Raw genomic sequence first — 24,616 nt, forward strand, 5'->3', positions numbered from 1 at the left:
AATGACAGAAATAAAAGATGAAAATACTATCCCGATAGAGAATGTAACTTCATTAGAACCTCGAACAAATGAATTCATCGCAGAGGAAGAAGAATCCCTCTCATCGCTTGACCGTGAACAGACCAAGCAAGCAATTCATGCATTATTATTTGTAAGTGACAAGCCACTCAGCGCAAATCGGATAGCAGAAATCCTCGGTGATATTGACACCGAAGTTGTTATATCTCTATTAGAAGAAATAAAGATAGAAATAAACAACAATAATAACCTCCCATATATCTTAAAAGAGATAGCTGGTGGCTATCAGCTCCTTACCCGACCTTTATTTGCCCCATTTATTCGAAAATTTCTACAGATAAAACGCACACGACGAATGTCCCCAGCCTTATTAGAGACATTAGCAATCATTGCTTATAAACAACCCATAACACGAGTTGAAGTAGAAGCTATCCGCGGAGTTTCAGTTACACACGCTTTTGAACAATTATTAGAACAGAATCTTATAAAAGTGTGTGGAGTCTCAGAATTACCTGGAAGACCTAAACTCTACCGCACAACAGATGAATTTTTACTCATGTTTGGTTTAAACAGTTTACAAGATTTACCGAGTGTCGAAGACCTAAAGGAGTTTAAGTAGTCCCTTGATTCGGTTGCAAAAATACCTCGCCCAATGTGGAATTGGTTCAAGACGTGCCATTGAAAAACTTATTCAGGATGGTAGGATTACTGTTAACGGGAATCCTGTCCCATTAGGAATTAAAATAAATCCTGAAACTGACAAAATTTATATTGATAACAAACCAGTCTCTTCTCCAATCTCAGAAAAAGTATACATCCTTCTCAATAAGCCCAAAGGTGTTGTAACCACTGCCAGCGATGAATTAGGAAGACCTACCGTTATGGATTTGGTGAAAAAACTGAAAACACGTGTTTTTCCAGTTGGCAGGTTAGACCTCGATGTAGAAGGTGCGTTGTTATTAACAAATGATGGTGAATTAGCAAATAGTCTTCTTCACCCAAGTAATGAGGTACCAAAAACGTATATTGCTGTCGTTAAAGGATTTATCACAATCCAAGCTATTAAAAAACTGCAAAACGGCGTTCAACTTGACGATGGCAAAACTGCACCCGCAAAAGTAAAAATTTTACTCCAGTCTCTCTCCCATTCTCACATCCAATTAACCATTCATGAAGGTAAAAAACGGGAAATAAAACGGATGTGTTCTGCAGTCGGTTTCCCAGTAATTTCTCTAAAAAGAATCTCCTTTGCAGGCATCTCTTTACAAAACCTCCCTACAGGGCAATGGCGATACTTAACCCCTGAGGAAATTGCTATTCTCAAAAATATCTCCCAAAAATACCAACAAGCCCAAAACGGCAAATGCTAAAACCAAATTTAACCCAAAATCCAAATAATTACCATCCCCTATTGCTCCATCCGTCCATCTTTCGTATAAAAATATTGAGAAAAACTCTTCCAATGGATTTATATCTTGTTTATAGCACCCGACTAACTATAAAATTATGAAAGATTTTTACATCATCTGCTTTTTGCTCTGCTTTTGGAAACTTATACATGTTAAAACGCACATTAAAAATGAGCTTCTGGATTTGGTATGACTATATGGGGACATGGTTTATGATTAACCTATGTTTGCTTACCCCATGGATAATATTCATAGTCCCTTTATTTCTCCATATCAATACCTTTCCTCCTCTACTAATTGGTTTCTTACTTTTTGGCGCCTGCCTATATTTTTACATTGCTAACGTCTTCATATCAGCATTTACAGTTAGTATTCTGGAACACAAGGAGGGATTAAAAAATAAATTGGGATTTGCTATTAAAATTACTTTCATAAAATCACTACCCGTAGGTTTACTATTCCTCTTTTTATTTACAGTGCTCTTAATAAATATTTGGTTTTACCTTCATAAAAAATTTTCTGGTCTGCTATGGGTAAACTATATTTTTATAGGCTTATTTCTCTGGCTTATACTGTTTACTTTCTGTTCATTATTATGGAGCATACCAACATTATCATTTAAAAGATTAAACACCTTAAAAAATATTCTCTGGGGTTATATTATTCTAATCGCCAACCCGTATTTTAGTTTTCAATTACTTTTTTGTTATACTATTTCTACTTTACTAAATATTTTTCCTCTATATTTCTTTTTCATAGGTACAGTAATACCGCCAATTATTTTAACCTGTGCTTATGAAATATTATCCCGAAAATATGAAGCAATACAAAAACAACAAATAGAATTACCTGAATATATTGTTTTTAGAGATTATGAAGATGAGTTTCTCAACAGAAGTTGGGAGCATCTTTTTAAGCCATGGAAATTATAAATAAACTTAAATTCAAAGAGAAAGGGAATGACTATGACAAGAATTACAGCAGTTCAAGCACGTGAGATATTGGATTCGCGTGGAAATCCAACCATCGAGGTTGATGTCTACCTTGCCTCTGGAGCAGTTGGTAGGGCAGCAGTTCCATCTGGCGCATCTACCGGAGAGAATGAAGCAGTAGAACTTCGTGACGGCGATAAGAAACGCTATTTAGGCAGAGGAGTCACTAAGGCAGTAAAGAACGTAAATGACGTGATAGCAGAAGAAATTTTAGGCATGGACGCATTAGAACAAAGAGAAATAGACCAGATGCTTTGCGAATTAGACGGAACACCAAACAAAGGAAAATTAGGTGCTAACGCAATATTAGGCGTTTCTCTTGCAGTCGCTAAAGCGGCAGCAGAAACACTTGAAATGCCATTATATCGCTATATTGGCGGAGCCAATGCACATGTGCTCCCTGTACCAATGATGAATATCCTAAACGGCGGAAAGCATGCTGACAACAATGTTGACCTCCAAGAGTTTATGATTGTGCCTGCTGGTGCAAATTGTTTCCGTGAAGCATTACGAATGGGCACAGAAGTATTCCATGCCTTAAAAAAGGTACTAAAAAGCCAAAGATTAAATACTGCTGTTGGTGATGAAGGTGGTTTTGCTCCAGACCTAAAATCCAATCAAGAAGCCATTGAAGTGATATTAAAAGCCATTAAAGAAGCAGATTACAAACCAGAAAAGGATGTCTGGATTGCTCTTGACCCAGCTGCCAGTTCTTTCTTTAATGAAGGCAAGTACATTCTCCAATCAGAAGAACCAAAAGAAAAAACAACCAACGATATGATTGAATTTTGGGTAGAATGGGCAAAGAAATATCCTATTATCAGTTTAGAAGATGGCCTCGACGAAAACGACTGGGCAGGCTGGAAAAAGCTTACTGATAAACTTGGAAACAAGATTCAATTGGTTGGTGATGACATTTTCGTAACCAATCCCACGTACCTTGCTCGTGGAATTAAAGAAGGGGTTGGCAATTCTATTTTGATTAAACTCAATCAAATTGGAACATTAACCGAAACACTCGAAACCTGCCAGATGGCACATCGTGCAGGTTACACCACTGTAATTTCGCACAGAAGCGGTGAAACGGAAGATTCCACGATTGCTGACTTCGCAGTGGCTGTGAATGCAGGACAAATCAAGACTGGTTCCGCATCACGTAGCGACCGTATTGCAAAATATAACCAATTATTGCGTATCGAAGAAGAATTAGGAACACAATCAGAATTTTTAGGTGTCAAAGCGTTTGCACCATTGAAATAAATTAACATAAATTGCAGTTTTTGATTATAATTACTATTAGCAATATAATTTGATGTATAATATATAAGTAAAACAAAGGAGTTATTGACACAGGTTAATGCAACGAGTAAAACAAATATTTCGTTTTTTGCTTGTGTTAGTGATGGTGTGTTGTTTTGCTTATGGTTATTTTAAATATAGAGACCTCTCTAACCGTTATCAAGAAGTAAAAAAAGCTGAGGCAGAATTTCAACAATTCATCCAACAAATACGAGATTTGGCAGAACAAAAAAGACAATTGGAACAAGAAATCGAACGGTTGAAGGCTGACCAATTAAAGCAAGAGGAATATGTTCGTAAAAATAAAGGCTGGGTTTATCCTGGTGAAAAAGTATTAAGGTTGGAAGAACAATGATAAAGGAGGTTCAATTCAAACAAATTGGGTATGAGTAAATTCAAGTTAAAGAAGGATGCAGTCTCGACACACGAGATTGTTGTCAAGAATCATGATGAATTAATCAAACTGTTAGGGGTAAATGGGGAAATCCGAAGGCGAGTCTGTGATCAAACCCATGTCCAAGTCATTGACCGAGGCGGGAAAGTCTTGCTTATCGGCGAATATGAAGAAACCCAAAAAGTAAGTGATGTTCTGAACCATTTACTCTTTGCAGTTCGTAGGGGCTACACCCCGACACCTGCTGACTTTGACCTTGCTATGGAAGATTATCCAGAAATGAAAAACACTATTGCATTAGAGGAACAATCTGAAACATACACCACTAACCCAGCAATTTTGTTAAGACCCGAAATAAAAGTTCAACCTCGTTCCCAAGGGCAGATAGACTATTTAGAGACAGTTCGCCGATGTGAAATGACTTTTGTAATAGGTCCAGCAGGGACAGGAAAAACTTATCTGGCTATGGCATCGGCTGTCTCAGCCTTGTTAAATAAACAAGTACGCCGTTTAGTATTAACACGACCTGCCGTAGAAGCGGGAGAAAATTTAGGATACCTGCCCGGAGCCATTGAGGAAAAAGTACATCCCTATTTACGTCCTCTATATGATGCATTATACTCCATGGTGGATTTCGATAGAGTCCAACGATGGATAGAACAGGAACGAATAGAAGTTGCACCACTGGCTTTTATGAGAGGTCGTTCTCTTGACCATGCTTTTGTTATTTTAGATGAAGCACAAAATACAACAAGTGACCAGATGCTTATGTTCCTTACCCGATTAGGTGAAGGCTCACGGGCTATTATTACGGGAGATATAACCCAAATTGATTTGCCCAAAGGCAAAATATCCGGCTTGGTGGAAAGCCGAAGAATTTTGGAAGGGATTCCAGGCATTGGTATCGTACATTTAACCAAACGTGATGTCGTCCGACATCCATTGGTGCAACGAATTATCGATGCCTATGAGGCTCATGGACGTTTGGTTAATCATGAGCACACATCCCCCAAAAAAATAGATGAGAAACGGAGCGAGCATGAATTATGAGTGAAAAGTCAGGAACCCAGCGAAAAATTGGGTTCCCGTCATTAGATAAAATCTCACAGTGGCAGTTACGGCGGGATAAACACTTTCTCAGTCCACAAATCCTGATTGTTGGTATCTTGTCCGCTATCTTTTCTGCTTTCCTTATCACCTCAAATTTCCCTCAAGAAACATTAACCCCAGAAGAAGTTGACCGAGAAATTGTTGCAAAACAGGAATTGCGTGCAAATTTCAGTTTTCAAACTGAGGATGTCAAAGCAACACAAGAAGCACGTAACCAAGCACGTGAAAAAGTACTTCCTCACTATCGAATTGATAAGGAAAAAGTCCAGAAACAACTTCAGACTTTAAGAGAACGTATTAGCCAATTACAAACAATTCGTACAAAAATTTATGAAGATTGGAAAAAAATAGAAAAAAAACAAGAGATGGATGAATCATCTCAATTCATGTCTTACGCTCAACAGGTATTTAACGAAATTTACCCGACTATTAAATGGGCAGAAAATATCGAAGCGTCAAAACTCTTACTATGGATCTTGACTGATGTAAATTTAGAAAATCGGAATATGAATAATAACCCATTTAATATTCCGAATTTAGGAGAAAATCTCCAATTTTCTCTATCTGATGGCAAAGTACAACTTCCAGACATAATGGCTAAAGTTGCGGAAGAAAGTTTAAACTCCATTCTGAATGAAGGTATCTTTCCCGTACAAGACAAAGGAAATACAGAAATAAAAATAGCCATTATCCGTGATGTATCTGAAACAGAACAAAAGGTAACTCAAGAAATCTTACTCCGTGATGTCCCAGATATCAAACAGGCAATTGAGAATAAATTAAAACCAAAAATTCAAGAGGAAGCACGAAAAATCGCCAAACAATTTCCATCGTTGGATTGGCTAAAAGTTTATGAGGCTATCATGTCCATCACCTCAGATTTGGTAGTAGACACATTACAATACGATTCAGTCGCAACAGAGATTGTCCGCGAACGCTCTGCAGAATCAATTAACCCTGTAATGAAAGAGATTGCCGCAGGTGAAATTATTCAAGAACGTGGGAAACGATGGACATTAGAATCACGTTCCGACGCCAAAACTTACTTAAATCTACTCAATCAAAGTCAGGGTGAATCTCCACGCTGGCTATTCTCATTTATCGCTCATTTGATTATCGTTCTACTCGCTTATGTAAGTTTATACCGTGCTATCCGCCTATGGGAACACAAAGGAGAACCATCATCAGAAGCCATCTGGTATCTTGCTCTTCTCCTTATTAATGGAATCCTTCTATTAGGAAAAACAATGCAATTTTTTGATACCACAGGTTTTTCTGTCCCTGTAGCAATTACTGGAATTTTATTTGCCATTCTGGTACAGATGAGGCTATCTGCATTTCTATCTTTTATTACCTGTGTGCTCTTATCTATATTATTTCGCTATGACTGGCGACTTCTTATCTTCGACCTTGCAATGACCATGGGGGCTGTATTTACTATCTATCGTGTTCGCAAACGGAGAGATATTACCTCCGCTTCCCTAAGTGGTATCTTCATCGGATTCCTTACTTTATTAGCAATCACCCTCACCACAGACACCTTAATCGGAGAAATGACCGTACGACGATTTTTATTATTAGGTATTAATGGGAGTTTATGTATACTTTTAGTGCCAGGTATTTTGCCGTTTCTTGAACGTTTATTCGGAATCGTTACAGACTTCCAACTTTTAGAATATTCAGACCTTAATAACGAAATACTTAGGAAACTGGCAGTGCGTGCCCCTGCAACTTACTCACATAGCCTCATTTTAGGACAATTAGCAGAAAGAGCTGCGGATGCAATTGATGCAAATGGCTTACTTGCACGCGTTTGTGCATATTACCATGACATAGGCAAAATGCGTCATTCGGAATATTTCTATGAGAATCAGAATGGCAATAATATTCATGACACCCTCTCCCCACGTAACAGTGTCCGTATAATCATTAACCATGTTAATGAAGGTGTCAAATTAGCCCAAGAATATCACCTTCCAAAGCCCGTCACAGAAGCCATAGCTCAACATCATGGGACATATCTTGTCAGTTATTTCTATAAGTTAGCCATCGAACAACAAAAGTTTGGCGATGTAAATGAACAAGACTTCCGTTATCCAGGTCCAAAACCACAAAAACCGGAGTATGCAATTATTATGATTTGCGATGCGGCAGAATCAGCAGTACGCTCGCTGAAAAATCCAAACCCAGAACGAATTCGTCAATTAGTAGACCGCCTCGTAACAGAAAGGGCTAATGACGGTCAGTTTGATGAATGTGACCTCACACTTCGACAGTTAAACATTATTATTGAAGAAGTTTCTCTTGCCTTAAACTCATTACATCATTTAAGACCTTCTTATCCTGGAATCAATATTGAAGAAGAGCATGCAAACACATTATTAGCAAAAACAAATAACCATAATGCAAAGCCTGATGAAATCTTATTAGACAATAAAGAAGTTTTAGGGAAGTGAGATGCTCCATATAGCAATAAAAAATATTTCCTCTTATAAACAAATGTATAATTCACGACGGTTAAAAAAAATCGCAGAACACATCCTGATTGAAGAAGGGCATTCACAACAAAATTGTGAATTAAGCATCGTATTTTGTAATGATGATTTTATTCAAGGTCTAAACAAAGAATATCGCCATAAAAACACCCCTACAGATGTCCTATCTTTTCCAGTGCCCTCCAATTTCCCATCTGGGGATACAAAACCAATTGGAGAAATTATTATCTCATTACAGACTGTACTTACAAGGGCAGAAAACCCTGAAAAAGCAATACACGAAATTGATGTCTTGTTTTGTCATGGTTTGCTCCATTTATTAGGATATATCCACGATACACCACATCAACGTAGACAGATGATAGAAAAACAAGCAAAATATTTAGGGATACCGATAGAAGATGCATGGATAAAATATCCAAAACACACCAATAAAAAGAAATGTTAAACTTTTTCGGCATGTATGATACAATAGAAAAAGAAGGAAGTATAAATATTCGTAGACGAAAAGAGAACCAAAAAAATATTCAGATTAATCGACAACATCTATATCCAATTGCTTTCTGTTTTATACTTATCTTCCTAGCTATGTTTCAGGCAGAAAGTGTTAATGGGGGGACAATTTATAATAATCTCGACAAATTTTTCCCTTTCCATATCATTATTTTGTCATGTTGCTTATTAACCTCATCTGCATTCTTCTCAGCCACTGAGACCGCCTTCTTTTCTATTCGAACGACACAACTCAAAGCTATGAAAAATAGCCCGTCCTTCCGTGACAGAATGATAGCCCAATTAATGAAGTCTCCATCCGAACTATTAACAACAATACTTATGGGTAATGCCATCGTGAATATTGGTCTAAGTATTGCCTTTGGAAGTCGTCTGGAAGAATACATTATAAACCGAGTACTACCCTCATCTATTGCTTCATCATTTGTTTCTTATTCAATTGCCTGTCTGGCCTCAACTTTACTGCTTATTTTTGGAGGAGAGGTAACCCCAAAACTAATTGCCTCCAGATATGTCGAGCAATATGCTCGTTCCGTCGTTTTTTTAATCTATATCATTCATGCTTTATTCACACCTATACGTAGACTACTTCTCTTTTCTATCGGTATTACATTCCGAATCACACATTTCAGTTCTATACCACCTTCACCATGGGTCACTGATGACGAATTAAAACTACTCGTAAATGAGGAAGGACTTTCAAACGTCATTGCTGAAGATGAACGTAAAATGATACGTGGTATACTTGAGTTTCGTGATGAACCAGTAAAACGTATTTTAGTGCCAAGAACAGAAATCGTGGCTATACAGGATACAGCAACAGTAGCAGATGCATGGGAAGTTTTCTGTGAACATGAATACTCACGCATGCCTATTTATCACGAAAATTTGGACCATATTATTGGTATTCTCTATGCTAAAGACTTACTTGATTATACTGAAAGGGGACAATGGAAACAGCCTGTTAAACCTATTGGACGTAAAGCCAATTTTATTCCAGATACAATGTCAATATCAGAGTTAATTAAAACAGCACAAAAATTAAATACACATGTTGCTATTGTCGTTGATGAATATGGCGGAACAGCAGGACTTGTAACATTACACGATGCATTAAGTGCAATTGTCGGAGAAATTTCTGATGACGAAAACGTAGAAGAACCCCTCTTTGTCAAAATATCGGAAAATGAATATCTACTTCATGGTAAAATGCCAATATCTGAATTAGAAGAATTAATCCAATATTCTTTAGAAGACCCAGAACATAATACCATTGCTGGCTATCTACTAAAACAGCACGAGAATCTAACAAAGCAAGGGGATATTGTATCCGTAGGACCACTAAAATTCACGGTGGAAAAAATGGATGGAAAACGGATAACACAACTACGACTTAACATCGAACGAGAAGCCGATACTCAAGAAACAGAAGGAAATAATCTATGACCAATATTAACTGGCAATTATTTTCCGTTTTTATTGGTGGTGTTATTTCCTCCGCCTTTTTCGCTGGCTATGAAACTGGATTCATTTCGCTTAATCCGATACGTGTCAAACATCTCTCGGGAAAAACACATTCTCGACGTGCACAAATTCTTCTTAAATATCTGGATAATCCTGACCAACTTCTTATCGTATTATTGTTAGGTACAAATATTTCTATTGTTATAGCCTCAATAGCACTAACCCATTTGTTGGGAAACCCAATCTCATCTCTACTTGTAGCCACCGCAATCATACTCTTTTTTGGAGAAATTCTACCTAAAACTATTTTTCGGGTTCATCCTAATACGTTGTGTTATTTTTTCGTTCCCATAATTGTAATTTTTGATTTCTTTCTCAAGCCATTATCCATTCCAATTGTTTGGTTTTTCTCCAAAACGTTAGGGACAAATCAATGGTTCTCATCATTAAAATCATTAATGCGTTCGCCAGAAGATATGAAACGACTCGTAGAACAAGGAGCAGAACATGGAGGCATCCACGAGGAGGAGCGAGACCTTATCCACTCTGTTTTCGACCTTCAACAAAAAGTGGCAAAGGAGATTATGGTGCCTCGCATCGACATTTGTGCTGTATCCGTGCTGGCGAAACGGGACGATGTAGTACAGGTATTCAGAGAAAATCGATATACCCGTATTCCAGTATATGAAGAAAACATAGACCGAATCATAGGTATTATTAAGGCATTTGACCTGTTAAAAGATAAAACCAGAGAAAATCAAGATATACGACGCTTCATTCGCCCAGTAATGTTCATCACAGATGCAACCCCGTTAGATGAAATCCTTAAACAAATGCGTCAACAACATCAAACTATGGCTATTGTTGTTGATGAATATGGTGGCACTGCAGGATTGATCACATTAGAAGACATTTTAGAAGAGATATTTGGCGAAATCCGTGATGAACATGACCAGGAAGAACTCCCTGTTCGCCAAATGGGTCCTGGTGACTATATTGTCCGTGCACGAACAACACTTGAAGAGTTTAGAGAAACAACGAAGATAGAACTCTATGATGACGAGGTAGAAACAATAGGTGGCTGGCTGATAAAAATGGTTCAAAGAATACCACAGAAAGGAGAGGTTTTAATTGCAGGTCCCTTCCGCATCACTATTCTTGATGGAAAACCTAATTGTATAACCTTAATACGCATGGAGTTTCAAAAGACCAATTCTCATGACGTTCCAAAGAAATAAAATATGAGCCAACCTTTAGAAATCTAATTTGATTCTTCCTCTATACCTTTATAGTTAAAATCTCTTCTTGAATGTGAGAATTTTTGCATAATTCATGACTATAAAAGACTTAAGTGAGAGTCGCCTTTATTACTTTGAGACATCAATGATACTCTTAATTCACCCATTTGCCTCCAATAGTAATTCAAATATCCCATCCTGTTATTCATTCCGAAGAGATTTCGGAGGAGATAATACTTCCATCATGATAATCGCCCATTGAAGTTGCGGAATATTGCCAATATTTTCTCGTAGATTGATAACCCCATGTCCCGCAGGTTGCATCGACATACGTTGCATTGGTGCAGTTACTTCTGCTTTGCCCATACGAGCCATTGTAGAGACGGACTCACTTTTTGGTTTCGGTTTGATATCAATTTTTTTAGTTATGTATTTTCCTTGAACCTCCTTAAAAACAGGTTCCCTCTTTTCTGGAGTAGACTTTGTTTTTGGGCTTTCAACCTTTTGAGGAAGTTCTGTCTTTATAATAATAGGTTTTAATTTAGGTCCTTCTTCTTCCCACAATTCTTCATTCTGCTCTCCTTTTTTAGGTTTAGGCTCAAATAATGGAAGAGGTGGCGGTGGAGATTCGCTTTCCGTTCGGATAACTACTTTCCGTTTTGGAACAGTCTCCTTCGACTCTTCAAATTTCCTTTTTTCGTTGTATGGCTTGCTCTTGGGAATTGTCTGCTTACCTGGTGTATCTTTCTTCATTTCTTTCATTGCACGAAAGATTGAAGAAATAACTACAATTCCTAAGAACACAACTAAACCTAATAGGTCTTCAAAATTCATAATAAATCCCTTCTTTATCTCTTACGATGAAGGAGTCGGTTTGTCGGGTCCTTTGGGTTGAGATTGTGCTGGCGGTGATAACTTTGAAATAGCATCCCTCATTTCGGTATCCGCAAGAATATTTTTCATCCGATAATAATCCATAACTCCAAGGTTTCCATTTCGGAACGCCTCTGCAATGGCTTTCGGAATTTCTGCTTCTGCTTCAACCACTTTAGACCGCATTTCCATAACCAATGCTTGCATCTCCGCTTCACGTGCCAATGCCATAGCACGTCGTTCCTCAGCACGAGCTTGAGCAATCTGTTTATCTGCCTCTGCCTGAGCAATTTGCAACTGGGCACCAATATTTTCACCCACATCAACATCCGCAATGTCTATTGAAAGAATTTCAAATGCTGTCCCAGCATCCAACCCACGTGCAAGGACTGTCTTCGAAATAGAATCTGGATTTTCTAAAACCTTCTTATGTGTCGGTGCAGAACCAATCGTGGTAACGATACCTTCCCCTACTCGAGCTATAATGGTTTCTTCTGTTGCACCACCAACCAACCGTTCAATATTTGTACGAACAGTAACACGTGCCTTCGCTTTCAACTGGATTCCATCCATTGCGACAGCGGAAACAGTTGAAGGTCCCTTAGATGGGTCAGGACAATCTATAACTTTCGGACGGACAGAGGTCTTAACCGCATCAAGTACATCACGCCCAGCCAAGTCTATTGCTGTTGCCTTTTGAAACGTAAGCGGAATATTTGCTTTATTTGCTGCAATAAGGGCTTGTACAACACGAAGTACATTTCCACCCGCAAGATAGTGTGTTTCAAGTTCATCTGTGGTTACATTTAAACCTGCTTTCACCGCCATAATTCGGCTGTCGACAATAACTTGCGGATTGACCTTTCGCAAACTCATACCAATTAAATTCCAAATCGACACATGCGCCTTGGATAAAGCGGCACGTATCCATAAACGGAAAAAGGATATAACAATAGCCACAAAAATAAGGGCTACAACTAACACAATCAGCAAAAATACAGCGATAATCGGATTTATCATATAAATCTCCTTTTAGTTAATAGTTAAACTTCTTTATATCTATCTTATTATAACCTATATTTTCTCATTTTCAATATTTCTACATTCCTCAACAACTATGCGTGGACCCTGAATATCAATAATTTTTACCTCATGTCCCGCTTCTATAAACATTCCAGAAGAAACTGCATCTACCCTTTTTCCATCGACTTCTATTATCCCTGCAGGCCTAAGAGGAGAAATAACCTTCCCTGTTTTGCCAACCAACGAAGGGTCAAATTGAATACCAATATAGCCCTTATCCACTGTTTGACTTTCGCTGATAACTAATTTTTCACCAGCAGAGGTTTTTGTTAAAAGATAAAACCCCCCTGCAAGAGAACCAACAAACCCAAGAAACTCAACCACGATAATAAATATAAGATAATCAGGATAGTAATACCCCCCAATGGCTGTACTGCCTAACAACATAATAATCCCAAACGTGCCACAAATTCCGCCTGGCACAATAAATTCCGCCAATATGAGAATCACACCCCCTAAAAATAATAAAATAGCCCACCATATCATTTCTTGTTTTCCTCCTGTAATACTGTCTCTAATAAAGTTATTAATTGTGATGTTTCAACTCGTATACTCAATAACACCTTGCTCTTTTCGCTTGGGTCTTTCGGGTCTGCCTCCTGAAGAATTTCAAACGTATTAATAACCGAGGGAGACTGATTTTGAGAAAAAATACGTTGTGCCTCTTGAAGAAGTTTATTATATCGTTTTAAAAAAGGCACACAGGTATAATATCCAGAACCTTGTGAAGAGACAATTTCCATCTCTTTAAGAAGTTGTTTTAGCATTTGAACAATAATCTTAATCTCATTCATGTTTAGCCTCCTTATCTGTTTTTACAGGAACAACCACATAACGATTTCCCTGAACTTCTATTATTTGTATATGTGTTCCCATCTCTATGTATTCACCAGTTGCAACGACATCCAGCGACTGCCCCTTAAATCGACCTTTACCAGCAGGTCTTAACACTGTTTCCGCAATCCCTATTGCACCTATCCACTCCTGTTGTTGCTCCAACTCCTGAACTACATATCCCGCTTCTACATTTTCTGCATGCGAGAGCACAAACCGTTGAAATAAAGAAGTTCTGGGTAGATATTTCCAGACTAACCATACAAAAATTAAAAAGGAAACAAATGCAATTGTCAACGATTGCCCAGCATTCTCCAAACGTGCAAAGTCCCATGGATACTCTGGAATAGCAACCCGAGTTAGCGACAAATAAATGCCGATAATGATGCACGCCAAACCTGACACACCTGTTATGCCAAATCCCGGAATAATAAATATCTCAATTCCTAATAAAATCAGCCCTGTTAAAAGCAATAAAAGGTCTATCCAATTTGCAAGACCAATTACAAGATGAGAACCGAAAAATAAAGCGAGACACGTTATTCCAATAATACCTGGCAAACCAAATCCAGGTGTTTTTAATTCAAGATATAATCCACCAATCCCTAACAACAAAAGAATTCCCGCAACCATCGGATTTACTAAGAATTTAAAAACTCGTTCACCCCAAGTTGGCTCAATTTGAACAATTTCACAACTCTCTAACTGGTAATGTTTTAGCAAGTCTTCAACATTCTCTACAATCACTTCACTAAGCCCATATTCAAGAGCCTCTTTTGAAGTCAACGTTAGCAATTCTCCTTCTCTACAGATTTGTTTAACCCCTGTGATTGATGAATAAGTGGAAGTAGACTTGTTTTGTGGCACATCTTCATCAGCGAGAACAATCCTATGGTTATCCATAAAATTACAATATTGGTACCTATACGTTGATACTTGTGAGGGATAATTGTGCACTACATCATCAGAAGATTTAGGAGGCTGTTCTACTTCTGGTAGAATATTAGACTTCTTACCTGCATCTTCTGCCTCCTCTTTCGTGCGGTAAAACTCATATTTACCCTCTGAACTTTTCACACCCCAAACCTCAATTTTTGCATCTACCATTGCTTCGGCAAGCAATGGATTATGACCATTAACTTCTGCAAGTGTACGATAACGAGAACGCAAATATGATTTCGTTTTTTCGTTGAATTCTTCTGATGGCTGTGCTTCCCCTAATACAATTGGTGCTGAAGCACCGATATTCGACCCCGGCGCCATTGCAATATGCTTACAAGCATACGAAATTAACGCACCTGCGGAAATGGCACCCATCCCATGGATATATGCGATTGTCGGACACTTGGCTTCCATCAAAATGTTTGTAATATCTACCGCCGAATCCACAAGCCCTCCCGGAGTATCCACCTCCAAAATAAATGCCTTCGCCCCCTTATTTGCCTCTGCAATAGCCCGCTGAATAACGACCTTCATCCCGTCATCAACCATTCCTTTTGCAGGACACATAACAACATAAGAGTTGTTAACCTTCTCTGAAAATGTAATGAAAGTTATTGTCAATATAACTACACATAAAGAAATCCAGACTCGTGGAACATAAGTGACTCGTTCATGTTGTCTAAATGGATGGAAAATCATGAGTTTTGTGTCTTCCCTAATATAAATGTTAACTTCCATTATATTATAATTCATTAACAAACAAAAAAGTTATCATGTTTCATCAACAAAGAGGAATTATTTAGTGATTGAGTGTCTGTTTCGTTTCCTAAATATTTTATTATGGATTATCCTTTTCATTTTAGGCTCATCACCAGAAGACACCTTTAACTATCTACGGGTTATTAGTGGAGTAACAGTATGGAAAGCAATGGTGAATTCACCGTGGATAATTACCATCCTGCTCACAGGATATTATATGCATTTCATATACCACCGTTGTCGGGAAGTACCCTTATCAAACATTGAAAGCTGGATGAAATCATTACAAAGTGGGTTAATGGCATTCTTAGCGTTTCTACCGCTTCGTCCAGATTTCGACCTGTATAAAAATATCCCCCAACAAGAATACATAAAAATCATTTATGCCCTACTTGTAATGAAAGTCTTCTTTTGGATTTTCCTGTTAACTATTGTTGTTTTCTACTACTTCGATGGTAATAGTATATTCAAACGGCTCCCTGACCTTTTCATTGATTTCTATAACAGGAAAGATACCTTATCTACACCTATCCCGAATAACTCTACACAAGAAAAAGACACCTCATCTACCAACTAATTCTTACTGTGCCTGTCCGAATCCGTGTTTGACATGCCAAACGTTGATTCTCGCCTAAACCCATATCCTCTTCAAGATAATTTTTAGGTTCCAAATTCTCCATACCTTCTTCAACCGTGATTATACAGGTTCCACATTGCCCAGCCCGACAACCAAACGGTACCCCCAATTTCTCACATGCATGAATTATTGGTGAACCATCTGGTAATTCTTCTTCCTTTCCTTCTGTAACTATTTTCGCCATCCTTATCCTCCTCTAAAAATAAAAGAACTTTCTACTTATGAGAAACATACCGAATTATACCAGACAATCTCTTTGCACTTCACTCTAATAAATTAACAAAAAATATTTTTCTACTATGTTTTCCCTATGCTTCACGTAAACATACGTTTATGGTCGGGGCGACTGGATTTGAACCAGCGACCCCTTGACCCCCAGTCAAGTGCGCTAAACCGGACTGCGCCACGCCCCGACCTATAAAATCATTCTTTATCAAGGATGCTCTCAACTAATGACCGTACTTCATTTAATTCTACTCGAATTTGACGTATCAAATTCAATACACCAGCACGATCTAATATTGTATCACCAAGTCGTTCTATCTTCAATAATTCGGCATTAATTCCTTTTAACCGTATTTTACGATTTCGTAAAAGATATTTTATCTGCCGAATAATATTAATATCTTCTTCTGTATAATAACGCCAATTAGTCTTAGGATGCCGTTTCGGTTTTAATTTATGTATATGTTTTTCCCACTCACGTATCGTATAAATAGGAACTTCCGTAAGTTCTGATACCTCTTTTATCGTATAAACCTTTTTGGCATCCTTGAGCATTTTTATATTCTATCAAAAATCACCCAATAAATCAAATAAATTAATTTTTTCAGCTACAAAACTACTCCTCAAAATATCTACGCAATTCTTTCCTCAAAGACATATAGCGTGTATTTTTTGATTTGACAAAAGGGTATTGTTTATGATATTTTTATTATCACTCACAATAAGTGAGTGCTAACAAAAACCAAACGTTATACGTTAATAATTGTTGAGGATGTCTACTATATCCTCATCTAAGTTCTGCAATAAAGTTTCAACTTTAACTTTAATTTAACCTAAACCTTTAACCTCAAATGGAGGATGGTGCATTATGGCTACAAAGGTTCGTCCATTAGCAGATCGTATTCTTGTAAAACGTATTGAACCCGAAGAGACCGTGCGTGGTGGTATCATTATCCCCGACACGGCAAAAGAGAAACCTCAGGAAGCGCGTGTTATCGCAGTTGGTCCAGGCAGACTGGACGAGAATGGCAAGCGAATACCCATGGAATTAAAAAAGGGTGACCGTATCCTTATGGGTAAGTATTCTGGCACCGAAGTGAAGATTGACGGTGAAGAACACGTCATTCTTCGCGAGGAAGACGTCCTTGCAGTAATTGAAGATTAACCTTAAAATAAGGAGGGATGAGTTATGGCAGCAAAACAATTGGAATTCGGTGAAGATGCTCGACGGAGAGTTCTGGCGGGCGTTGTCAAACTGAGTAAAGCAGTAAAAGCCACATTGGGCCCCAAAGGACGCAACGTTGTCCTTGAAAAGAAATGGGGTGCCCCTACTGTAACAAAAGACGGTGTAAGTGTAGCAAAGGAAATTGAATTAGAAGATAAGTATGAAAACATGGGTGCCCAGATGGTAAAAGAGGTGGCATCCAAAACTTCCGATGTCGCTGGTGATGGAACGACAACCGCAACCATTCTTGCAGAAGCCATCTTCCGTGAAGGTATGCGGAATGTTGCCGCGGGTTCCAACCCAATGGCACTCAAACGTGGTATAGAGAAGGCAGTAGATGCTGTCGTTGACCGCTTAGCAAAAATGAGCAAGCAGGTTAAAAATGACCGCGATGTCTTACGCAATGTTGCCACAATTTCTGCCAACGGTGATACTGAAATCGGTAATATCATTGCTGAAGCCATGGAAAAAGTCGGCAATGATGGCACCATTACCGTTGAAGAAGCCAAAGGGATTGAGACCACTCTTGAAATCGTGGAAGGAATGCAGTTTGATAAAGGTTACTTGTCTCCATATTTTGTAACCAATACAGAGACAATGGAATGCGTCCTTGAAAACTGCTATATTCTTATTCACGAGAAGAAAATATCCAGTCTAAAAGATTTGCTACCTCTATTAGAACAAATTGCCAAGAGTGGTAAGCCTTTGCTAATCATCGCTGAGGATGTTGAAGGTGAGGCACTGGCAACATTGGTAGTAAACAAGATTCGTGGAACAATACAATGCTGTGCCGTAAAAGCCCCAGGATTTGGCGACCGTCGTAAAGCCATGTTAGAAGACATCGCTATTCTGACTGGCGGTTTGGCTATTACCGAAGACTTGGGTCGCTCTTTAGAGAATATTACATTGAGCGATTTGGGTTGTGCCAAACGCGTCGTGATTGATAAAGACACCACAACCATCGTTGAAGGTGCGGGCAAAAACTCTGACATTATGGGTAGAATTAACCTAATCCGTCGTCAAATTGAAGAAACCACCTCCGACTATGACCGTGAAAAATTACAAGAACGGTTAGCTAAATTAGCTGGTGGTGTTGCAGTTATTAATGTCGGTGCAGCCACAGAAATCGAGATGAAAGAAAAGAAAGCCCGTGTTGAAGATGCCCTTCACGCAACCCGCGCAGCGGTTGAAGAAGGTATCGTCCCAGGTGGTGGCGTAGCACTACTTCGTTGCCAGGAAGCCATTGACGAGTTGAAATTAGAGGGTGACGAACTTATCGGTGCCCAAATTGTAAAACGCGCACTGGAAGAGCCACTCCGTCAATTGGCAGCAAACGCCGGTGACGAAGGTGCCACCGTGGTACAAAATGTCAAGGCAAAGAAGGGAAGTATTGGCTACAATGCAGAAACTGGTGAATACGAAGATTTACTAAAATCTGGTATCATTGACCCCACTAAAGTAACCCGCTGTGCTTTACAAAACGCAGCAAGTATTGCCAGCCTACTGTTAACAACCGAAGTATTGGTTGCCGAACTACCGGAACCAGAAAAGAAGACACCGGGTCCTGGCGCTGGCGGTATGGAAGACATGTATTAACAAATTAGAAACCCAATACCCGAGATATAAACATAAAAGGGCAGAAATCAAAAAAGATTTCTGCCCTTTCTTTATCGTCTAACTTGTCTGACCTGTCCAACTGGTCGGACTTGCACCTTAAACAAAACCTCCCCGCTCATGGCGAATAATAATTCCACACTGTTTTCAACCTCCGATATAAAGGTTGCTTCCATAGACGTTGTTTCTTGGGATTAGGATTCTTCTCTTCATTCTGGTAAATATGCAATTGATTCCCAGCCAAAACAATAATTTCTTCTCGCCAGTCTCCTGCCACATCAGCAACATATAATCGGTCTGCTTTCTCAGGGAAACGAAATAGAAAACTTCCTGTGAGCGGGTCTATTATAGCCACATCACCCGATTCATGTCGTTCTTTAGCACAAAGATACTGCCGTTCTGTCCCATCCCAATAAATAGAATTTATCACCTCAATACCCTTGTTTGTCCAATCCGAAGGAGCAACATTTCGCATCTCATAATCCGCAATTATTTTTCCATTTGCATCAAATACCCATGGTTTTTGGTCCGTATCATATCTACTTCGACACCAGATTTCTAACCCGAGCAAGTCCAATGCAAACTCTCCAACCCCTGCATTCTGTGGTTCCTGATGTTTATTATCCGAAGTCCATATCATCCCCCCCATACCAAAGAGGAAAACTCGATTTGCCCCCTCTTCAAGCGTTACCACTTCCAACCCTGGAATATCAGGCCGAACATCTGCAATAAATACACTGTCTAAATGCCCTTGTAAATATGGTAGTCGAAAAACTTCCTTACCATCTGAAGCGATGATACACCCACTAATAATCTCATCACGTTTATCCCCATCTAAATCAGCCACTCGAAAACCATTATGGGCACATGCAAGAAAATCATCCTGTGACCACAAGGGTTCATACTCCCCTTTTTCTAACTTATTCAATGCAAAAGCGTATACATAACGTCCCATACGATACCCCTCTTTGTTCGTTGCTTGCAAAACAATATCACGGTCACCTTTACCCCTTAAATTTACTATTGCCAAATGTTCCCAGCGCTCAGCCCCTTTTGGCACGGCAGGTGCAGAAGCCCATTTTGCCTTGCCTGTCTTCCCTTCAACAACATGTAAAATACTATCATTTGTTAAAAATAAAACCTCCGTTTTACAATCCCCATCTATATCCCCTGCTTGTACTCCCGGACCATGATGCCCCGGCAAACCATAAGTTTCCGCAGAACCACCAACACGAATATCTACATTTAAAACCCACAATTTCTTCCCATCCCAACGATACCCTGCTACATATCCTGGCCGAGTTACGATATAATCCATCTTCTTATCACCATCAAGGTCTGCCACGATTAAGCTTCCTGCACTATCATCAGGAGCAGGGATATCTAAATTAATTATAAATGGATTTTCTGGATATGGTGGAATATTATTAAGACAAGAACATTTTAATGGACATACGAAAGATAAACAGGTAATAGTCAAAACAAAATACGGAACTTTTATTGAGAACATATTACTAACCCTATAGTATTGATTTGTTTCTATTGTATGATAATAATTATAAATATTTTACTTTTTTAATGAAGCAAAGTCGCAAATATTATCCCAAATTTATTCCTTATTCTTATTGTAGGCTTCAAGGATAATCATAGAGCGTGGTTGGACAGTTAATGTTCGTTGAGACACAATTTTCGCCTGATGTCGTTCAAAATAATCACGTGGTGGGAGTTCCGCAGTATTTACCCTTAATCGCCATGGTTCCGCAGTAATAAGAAAATTCCTCAAATAAGGTGTATTATTGAAAATAACGAATAGTGAGTAACCATCGTTTATCGCCGAATCAATCCTAAAACCGAAAACAGAATCATCACCTTCCCAATTAACAGGATTTCCCTCCGCATTATACCACGTTATATCTGCCCATTTTTGATGCCCATATTTCGGAATCCCATCAAAAAAAGTTACTTTCCGTAATGCTGGGTTCTCTCGACGAAATTGTATCATGCCTTTACAAAAACGGAATAGGTCATAATTTTTCTTTAAAAGTTGCCAGTTATACCATGAGATTTCGTTGTCTTGACAATATGCATTGTTATTCCCTTTTTGTGTTCTACCAAATTCATCTCCACCTAATAACATTGGCACACCAAGTGAAATGAATAATGTTGCAATAAAATTCTTCTTCATCCGCATCCGTATTTTATTAATTTCTGGGTCATCTGTCTCACCCTCAATTCCATAATTACAACTGAAGTTCTCGTCAAGTCCATCTTTATTGTTATCGCCATTGGCTTCATTATGCTTCTGTGAGTAAGTTACAAGGTCATGAAGTGTGAACCCATCATGGCATGTAATTAAATTGATACTATGCAAAGGTGAACGACCACCCCACTGATAAAGGTCAGAACTACCTGTAATACGCGTAGCAAATGTAGGATGCATATGTGGGTCATTTCGCCAATACCGTCGCACATCATCCCGATATTTTCCATTCCATTCAGCCCAACGTAAACCACCGAAAGAACCAACCTGATATGCTCCACTTGCATCCCATGCCTCCGCAATAAGTTTCACATGACGCAAGACTGGGTCCTCAGCGATTCTCTCAATTAACGGAGCATCTGATAAAAGATCGCCTTTCTCATCCCTACCCAATATAGAAGCAAGGTCAAAACGAAAACCATCTATATGCATCACCGCAACCCAATAACGTAAACAATCCAAAATAAAATCCCTCACAATAGGATGGTCACAATTTAATGTGTTACCACAGCCTGAATAATTTAGATACCTACCATCTTTATCTAACAAATAATAAATACTGTTGTCAATTCCCCTAAAACAAAGCGTTGGACCCAATTCATTCCCTTCCGAAGTATGATTAAATACAACATCAAGAATAATTTCAATTCCTGCACGATGTAATGCCTCTACCATTCGCCTAAACTCAGAAAGATGCTCAAACCGTTGAGCTGTCACCGCATAACAATGAGTAGGCGCAAAAAAACCTATATTACTATACCCCCAATAATTAATTAACTCATCACCCGTGATTAAACTACACCTGCCAATTCGACGTTCCCCAAATTCCTGAACTGGCAAAAGTTCAACAGCATTAACACCAAGGTCCTTCAAATAAGGAATCTTTTCAATTAATCCCCGATATGTACCCGGATACTCTACCCCAGAAGATGAATGAACTGTAAAACCACGTACATGCGTCTCATAAATAACCAAATTTTCCATAGGTATATGAGAAGGTCGTTCTGGCTCCCAATCCATCTCTTCCTCAACGACAACACTCTTCATATTCCCTTTATCTACATCACCAATAAAGGCTTTACCATACGGGTCAATCAAATAAATAGCAGGATTAAAACGATGCCCCGACACTGGGTCGTACGGACCATCCATACGGTACATATAATAACTGCCCACAGGGACACCACGAACAAAAATAGACCAGACATCCCCAACACGATGTCTTTTCGGGTCATATTCAAACTCCCATGCTGGCACCGTATCATCAACATTCTCAAAAAGAGCAAGCCATACCCGTTTCGCATGACGGGAAAAAATAGTAAAACGAACACCATCATTAGAAACAATAGCCCCAAAAGGATATGGCCGACCTGGCGTTATAATATATTCAGAAGGATTAACTTTACGCATAAACATCCTCTAATTACTACTTTTCCTTACTTATCACAAATAATCATTCGGTCATTTATTTAACACATTCATCTATCCCTATTTCATTATCTATAAATATACAAACAAAAGATAACAGAGACTTCCTTCCTTAAAGCCACTAACACTTATATCATCCACTTATTACATATCTAAAAACAAGATTAATACATTTAAATTAACTTATAGTATAAAGGTTGAGAGAAAACAAATCAATTATAATTAAACATTACTAATCTACCCAAGATAGGCAACCAATACACATTAAATCTTATAAAATTTAGGGTAATTTAGGTTATGTAGTGGGTACTTTATGAGAGTACTTGTTGGATAGTTTCCTTTAGTTTAGCTTCAGTGGATGGTGGACAGCCTGCGGATGAAGGTTCGTAACCACCTTGTTTAAATGACTCTTCTGTACAGATATAAGATGGACCGCAGTCGCCGTAGGCTCCGACAAGGACGGTTCGGTCTGGCACACATCTTTGTGCAAAGAGTTGATACTCTATCATCGGTTCACCTGGCAAATGAAGTATCGATACACTACCAATATGTAATGCACTAATCGGAATAGGGATAGTATCCGCACGTTTCTGCCATGCAATTTCCATCGCAGACCCAATACGATAGTTGGGTTCTTTTGTTGTATCATTTAAGTTCTTCTCTAAACTTTCCTGTGAATAATCGCCGTCTGTTCTATGTCCAAATATTAGAGGAATAGTTTTTAATTTAATGTTAGTAATACTTTCTTTTTGCAAAGATTGGACAGAGTTCTGCATTGCAGTGAGCATTCGTTGGTATAATTGCTCCCGTGCTTCTGGTGTTCCATTATTATATTTACCTGCTGCAATATCACCGGCACAACCTGTGAAATATATATGAGGTACACCTTCATCCGTTTCCATTTGTTCTCGAGCCATCCCAGGGAAGTCGTAGCTTGCACGTGTATCGCCATAGAAACTTTGTGGATGGGTTGCGTAAAAGTGTAATCGTGCAAGTGGTTTCCCCTTTTTTGATGTGAAACTTAATGTCCGTAGGTATGGGTCTATTAACCCTTCTGGGGCTTCAATCAACACTGGGTCTTTACATGAGCTGAATCGTGTAAGGCATTTGCCATCTGGCTGAAGTATTCGTCGACTGGACGCAACCTTCTCTACCTTTGCAGAACCTACTTCAATAGCGTTGCAGGGGGTAAGTGATGACACCGCTTTCTTTACTGCCTTAACTATATTTTGGAATATTGGCTCAAAGGCTTCTTTCGCAGGGAAAGGCGGTGGATTTTCTATTTTGGCAAGAACTTCGTAGATATTATCATTACACATCGGTGCAGTATGTTGATGAACGGTGTTTACAAATACAGCGTTTGGGTCTGTTTTCACTGCTTTTGCAATCATCTCGCGAAGTTTATAATAAGAGTTATTAATAATCTCACACCAGTCGATAACACATAGGACATATCGTTTATGATTTTCTTCAATAATAATTCCCTTTGCAAGTAACGGATGCTCAATTTTATCTAATGGTTTATAACTTGGATACCATGGAGTACCTAATGGCGGAGTTGCGTCTGTTTTAAATGTGGCTACGCGGAGATGAACATCAGCAGAGCCTCGACGCATAATACTCCATGAAACTAAGGATAACGATGTTACGCTCTTTTTTAAGAAAGATCTTCGATTCATAACATACTCCTACTGTAAAATTTGTAATTTTTATTAAAATCTATTTTCCTTTATTTCATAACTTATTTTCGAGGTTTAGTATATCTTTATTAACTATTGCATTTAAAAGTATAGCAAAAAATAAA

23 protein-coding genes and 1 tRNA gene are annotated in these 24,616 nt (G+C 38.6%); 13 read left to right on the forward strand and 11 right to left on the reverse strand.

What is annotated here, in order from left to right; translation table 11 throughout:
* The first annotated feature begins 1 nt into the window (after nt 1).
* The 10 genes from scpB (at nt 2) to PLJ10_05150 (ending at nt 10,932) form a co-directional block, all read left to right on the forward strand.
* Nucleotides 2-637, forward strand: coding sequence for an SMC-Scp complex subunit ScpB (gene scpB / locus PLJ10_05105; protein ID HOK09023.1), 636 nt, complete (start codon nt 2-4; stop codon nt 635-637).
* A gap of 4 nt (nt 638-641) precedes the next feature.
* Nucleotides 642-1,388: a pseudouridine synthase gene (locus PLJ10_05110; protein ID HOK09024.1), complete on the forward strand. Its 747-nt coding sequence runs from the start codon at nt 642-644 to the stop codon at nt 1,386-1,388.
* Nucleotides 1,389-1,576: 188 nt separating this feature from the next.
* Complete coding sequence (locus tag PLJ10_05115; protein HOK09025.1) at nt 1,577-2,359, forward strand: hypothetical protein; 783 nt, start codon at nt 1,577-1,579, stop codon at nt 2,357-2,359.
* A 33-nt stretch (nt 2,360-2,392) separates the two neighbouring features.
* The gene (eno, locus tag PLJ10_05120) at nt 2,393-3,679 is read left to right on the forward strand and encodes a phosphopyruvate hydratase (GenBank protein ID HOK09026.1); all 1,287 of its coding nucleotides are present in this window, start codon (nt 2,393-2,395) and stop codon (nt 3,677-3,679) included.
* 97 nt (nt 3,680-3,776) lie between these two features.
* The gene (locus PLJ10_05125; GenBank protein ID HOK09027.1) at nt 3,777-4,073 is read left to right on the forward strand and encodes a hypothetical protein; all 297 of its coding nucleotides are present in this window, start codon (nt 3,777-3,779) and stop codon (nt 4,071-4,073) included.
* A gap of 30 nt (nt 4,074-4,103) precedes the next feature.
* A complete protein-coding gene (locus PLJ10_05130; protein HOK09028.1) occupies nt 4,104-5,162 on the forward strand; it encodes a PhoH family protein in 1,059 nt (352 codons plus the stop codon).
* The gene (locus PLJ10_05135) at nt 5,159-7,678 is read left to right on the forward strand and encodes an HDIG domain-containing protein (GenBank protein ID HOK09029.1); all 2,520 of its coding nucleotides are present in this window, start codon (nt 5,159-5,161) and stop codon (nt 7,676-7,678) included. The genes PLJ10_05130 and PLJ10_05135 overlap by 4 nt, the downstream gene beginning before the upstream one ends.
* Before the next feature lies 1 nt (nt 7,679).
* Nucleotides 7,680-8,165, forward strand: a complete 486-nt coding sequence (gene ybeY, locus PLJ10_05140; GenBank protein HOK09030.1) for an rRNA maturation RNase YbeY — start codon at nt 7,680-7,682, stop codon at nt 8,163-8,165.
* A complete protein-coding gene (locus tag PLJ10_05145; protein ID HOK09031.1) occupies nt 8,159-9,676 on the forward strand; it encodes a hemolysin family protein in 1,518 nt (505 codons plus the stop codon). Before ybeY ends, PLJ10_05145 begins: the two co-directional genes overlap by 7 nt.
* A complete protein-coding gene (locus PLJ10_05150) occupies nt 9,673-10,932 on the forward strand; it encodes a hemolysin family protein (GenBank protein ID HOK09032.1) in 1,260 nt (419 codons plus the stop codon). Before PLJ10_05145 ends, PLJ10_05150 begins: the two co-directional genes overlap by 4 nt.
* Nucleotides 10,933-11,133: 201 nt before the next feature.
* Here PLJ10_05150 and PLJ10_05155 read toward each other — a convergent pair whose 3' ends face one another.
* Genes PLJ10_05155 through PLJ10_05175 form a run of 5 tightly spaced genes read right to left on the reverse strand, consistent with a single transcriptional unit; the run spans nt 11,134 to nt 15,363 of the window.
* Complete coding sequence (locus PLJ10_05155; protein HOK09033.1) at nt 11,134-11,766, reverse strand: hypothetical protein; 633 nt, start codon at nt 11,764-11,766, stop codon at nt 11,134-11,136.
* A 21-nt stretch (nt 11,767-11,787) separates the two neighbouring features.
* The gene (gene floA / locus PLJ10_05160; GenBank protein HOK09034.1) at nt 11,788-12,825 is read right to left on the reverse strand and encodes a flotillin-like protein FloA; all 1,038 of its coding nucleotides are present in this window, start codon (nt 12,823-12,825) and stop codon (nt 11,788-11,790) included.
* A gap of 54 nt (nt 12,826-12,879) precedes the next feature.
* Nucleotides 12,880-13,374: an NfeD family protein gene (locus PLJ10_05165; protein ID HOK09035.1), complete on the reverse strand. Its 495-nt coding sequence runs from the start codon at nt 13,372-13,374 to the stop codon at nt 12,880-12,882.
* A complete protein-coding gene (locus tag PLJ10_05170) occupies nt 13,371-13,682 on the reverse strand; it encodes a hypothetical protein (protein HOK09036.1) in 312 nt (103 codons plus the stop codon). Before PLJ10_05170 ends, PLJ10_05165 begins: the two co-directional genes overlap by 4 nt.
* A complete protein-coding gene (locus tag PLJ10_05175; protein HOK09037.1) occupies nt 13,675-15,363 on the reverse strand; it encodes an NfeD family protein in 1,689 nt (562 codons plus the stop codon). Before PLJ10_05175 ends, PLJ10_05170 begins: the two co-directional genes overlap by 8 nt.
* Before the next feature lie 103 nt (nt 15,364-15,466).
* Here PLJ10_05175 and PLJ10_05180 point away from each other — a divergent pair, with 103 nt between their 5' ends.
* Complete coding sequence (locus PLJ10_05180; protein HOK09038.1) at nt 15,467-16,000, forward strand: hypothetical protein; 534 nt, start codon at nt 15,467-15,469, stop codon at nt 15,998-16,000.
* Here the strand turns inward: PLJ10_05180 and PLJ10_05185 are convergent.
* From PLJ10_05185 to PLJ10_05195, 3 genes are all read right to left on the reverse strand, one after another.
* The gene (locus PLJ10_05185) at nt 15,990-16,244 is read right to left on the reverse strand and encodes a 2Fe-2S iron-sulfur cluster-binding protein (GenBank protein HOK09039.1); all 255 of its coding nucleotides are present in this window, start codon (nt 16,242-16,244) and stop codon (nt 15,990-15,992) included. The two genes, PLJ10_05180 and PLJ10_05185, sit on opposite strands and share 11 nt — an antisense overlap.
* Nucleotides 16,245-16,394: 150 nt before the next feature.
* A tRNA-Pro gene (locus tag PLJ10_05190) sits at nt 16,395-16,473 on the reverse strand.
* Between the two features lie 10 nt (nt 16,474-16,483).
* Entirely contained in the window at nt 16,484-16,840 is a 357-nt protein-coding gene (locus tag PLJ10_05195) for a MerR family transcriptional regulator (protein ID HOK09040.1), read from the reverse strand.
* A 313-nt stretch (nt 16,841-17,153) separates the two neighbouring features.
* Here PLJ10_05195 and groES point away from each other — a divergent pair, with 313 nt between their 5' ends.
* Together groES and groL are read left to right on the forward strand one after the other, a co-directional pair.
* Entirely contained in the window at nt 17,154-17,450 is a 297-nt protein-coding gene (gene groES / locus PLJ10_05200) for a co-chaperone GroES (protein ID HOK09041.1), read from the forward strand.
* Between the two features lie 24 nt (nt 17,451-17,474).
* Nucleotides 17,475-19,106, forward strand: coding sequence for a chaperonin GroEL (gene groL, locus PLJ10_05205; GenBank protein ID HOK09042.1), 1,632 nt, complete (start codon nt 17,475-17,477; stop codon nt 19,104-19,106).
* Nucleotides 19,107-19,242: 136 nt separating this feature from the next.
* Here the strand turns inward: groL and PLJ10_05210 are convergent, their stop codons facing one another.
* The 3 genes from PLJ10_05210 to PLJ10_05220 form a co-directional block, all read right to left on the reverse strand.
* Nucleotides 19,243-20,634 carry an FG-GAP-like repeat-containing protein gene (locus tag PLJ10_05210; GenBank protein ID HOK09043.1) on the reverse strand — a complete coding sequence of 464 codons (1,392 nt, stop codon included), beginning with the start codon at nt 20,632-20,634 and terminating at the stop codon, nt 19,243-19,245.
* A gap of 99 nt (nt 20,635-20,733) precedes the next feature.
* The gene (gene glgX, locus PLJ10_05215; protein HOK09044.1) at nt 20,734-22,794 is read right to left on the reverse strand and encodes a glycogen debranching protein GlgX; all 2,061 of its coding nucleotides are present in this window, start codon (nt 22,792-22,794) and stop codon (nt 20,734-20,736) included.
* A 329-nt stretch (nt 22,795-23,123) separates the two neighbouring features.
* Entirely contained in the window at nt 23,124-24,491 is a 1,368-nt protein-coding gene (locus tag PLJ10_05220; GenBank protein HOK09045.1) for a neutral/alkaline non-lysosomal ceramidase N-terminal domain-containing protein, read from the reverse strand.
* Between the last annotated feature and the right edge of the window lie 125 nt (nt 24,492-24,616).

The organism is Candidatus Hydrogenedens sp. (assembly GCA_035361075.1).
Taxonomy (GTDB): domain Bacteria; phylum Hydrogenedentota; class Hydrogenedentia; order Hydrogenedentales; family Hydrogenedentaceae; genus Hydrogenedens.